2 protein-coding genes are annotated in these 1,764 nt (G+C 34.5%); both read left to right on the top strand.

The genetic code is table 11. The features are described from left to right. A partial coding sequence (locus MXE38_RS12225; protein ID WP_246915484.1) for a hypothetical protein occupies positions 1-351 on the top strand: 351 nt, incomplete at its 5' end. Then, positions 344-1,618: an ISAs1 family transposase gene (locus MXE38_RS12220; protein WP_246915482.1), complete on the top strand. Its 1,275-nt coding sequence runs from the start codon at positions 344-346 to the stop codon at positions 1,616-1,618. The genes MXE38_RS12225 and MXE38_RS12220, both read left to right, overlap by 8 nt. The last annotated feature ends 146 nt before the right edge of the window (positions 1,619-1,764 follow it).

The raw sequence follows: 1,764 nt of genomic DNA, 5'->3' as shown, positions 1-1,764 counted from the left end.
CTTCAACGTAGCTTTTTTAATAACAGTGGGTCTATTCAGACTATCTATATGGGAATTGTTAAGTTTATGTATGGGCATACAGAGCAACGCTTTATTGCACTTACATATCTTAAGACTCTCATAAAACCATGTCCCGAGCTAGAGGGTGAAGGTGCAGTAAAGCGCATTGAAAAGATTTCTAACAAGATTGCTTCTTTACTTAGAAAAGATATTCCTGATGCTGCTGACCGTGACTATTTGATAGCCGCTCTCAAAGACATTAAAGCTGACACAAGCTTTACAAGAACATCTGTAACCTACTCAGATGATATCAAAGCCATTTTTAATAAATATGGAGTCAAATTTGAATAATACAACCACTTTGTCAGATGCTCTCAAAGATGTTGCTACTGTTATGGCTCCTCTCAAGAACAAGATACAATCTAACAGGAAGTTTGTATCTACCATTTTGCATTTCCTTAGCGGAGTAAATGACTTCAGAGAGCCACATAAAATAAGATACAACCTTGAAAATATCTTATGTATCTGCCTGTTGTTAGCTATGCAAGGAAATTTTACCTCATTTGCTCATGCTGCCTCATGCATAAAACTTAGAGTTTCGTACTTTAAATATCTTAAGCTTATTGATGGTGAAAACTTTCCCTCACATGACACGTTAAGACGCATCTTTATGTATATTGATGCAAAAGAGCTGAGGGACGTAATTATTTCACGTTTTAATAGGATGATTGACAAGATTACTGACTCGCTTAATAGTAAGGAAAAACCAAAGATAAGGCTATTAAGTGGAGACGGCAAGATGTTTAATGGCTCTGGCCGTAAGAATGGTGCAAGCAATAAAAACGTGTTTAATTTTTTTGATGCTTCGAGAGGTATATGTCTATTATCAGTGACGCTTGATGACAAAGAGTCTGAAATACCAGCTTTCCAGTATATTCTTAAGAGATTCAAACTAGATAACTCTATGATTACAGCTGATGCGCTTCATTGTCAAAGAAAAACATGTCAAATAATAACTGATAAGAATGGTCTATACACATTTAAAGTCAAAGATAATCAGCTTGCTTTAAAAGAGCATATGACATTTGTAATGGACAAGAATAAAGACAAGTGTATTAAAAAATCTTTTAATAATTGCGACTATGAAATCTTTATTCTCGACTACCCTATTACAGAGCAGGAGTTTCCTGGTACAAAAGCTTTTGTTCGTATGGTTAGTCATAAAAGAAAAGACCAGCAAGACTATAACCCTGAAACTCAATACTTTATATCTTCGGCTGATAACGTCCAACTCATTATTGAGGCTATAGATAATCGTTGGCACATAGAGTCAGGTCTGCACAAGTTTAAGGATACATCTTTAAATGAGGACGAGTGTACCTTTATGGATAAAAACTGCATTGAGGTTATGGCTACACTCAATAACATAGTGTATACACTATACTGTTTAGCTGCAGCAATTTTTCATAATGAAGTGATAAATGACGCTAAAACACGCTTTGAACATAACCCTGAAGAACTACTAGCTTTAATAGTGCCACTAATGGAAAAACAAAATCTTTCAAAGTTATTAAAGGAAAATATGCGTGGCAGAAAAAAGTGTAAATCTCAGGGTTAAGCTTCTGTAAGTGTCGATGTTTTTCAAGTCTTTATCCATAATTTTAGGTCGTCAAAACTTTTCCTAAAAATTATCGATTTCGAAAACATAAAATCCCATAAAATCAATGTTTTTAAACTTGATAATGTTCTCACGCGTAACTACTA

It is taken from the genome of Anaerobiospirillum sp. NML120448 (assembly GCF_023050945.1).
Taxonomy (GTDB): domain Bacteria; phylum Pseudomonadota; class Gammaproteobacteria; order Enterobacterales; family Succinivibrionaceae; genus Anaerobiospirillum.
Note: the sequence above shows the minus strand (reverse complement) of the source record. Positions and strands in the feature narration are given on the sequence as shown.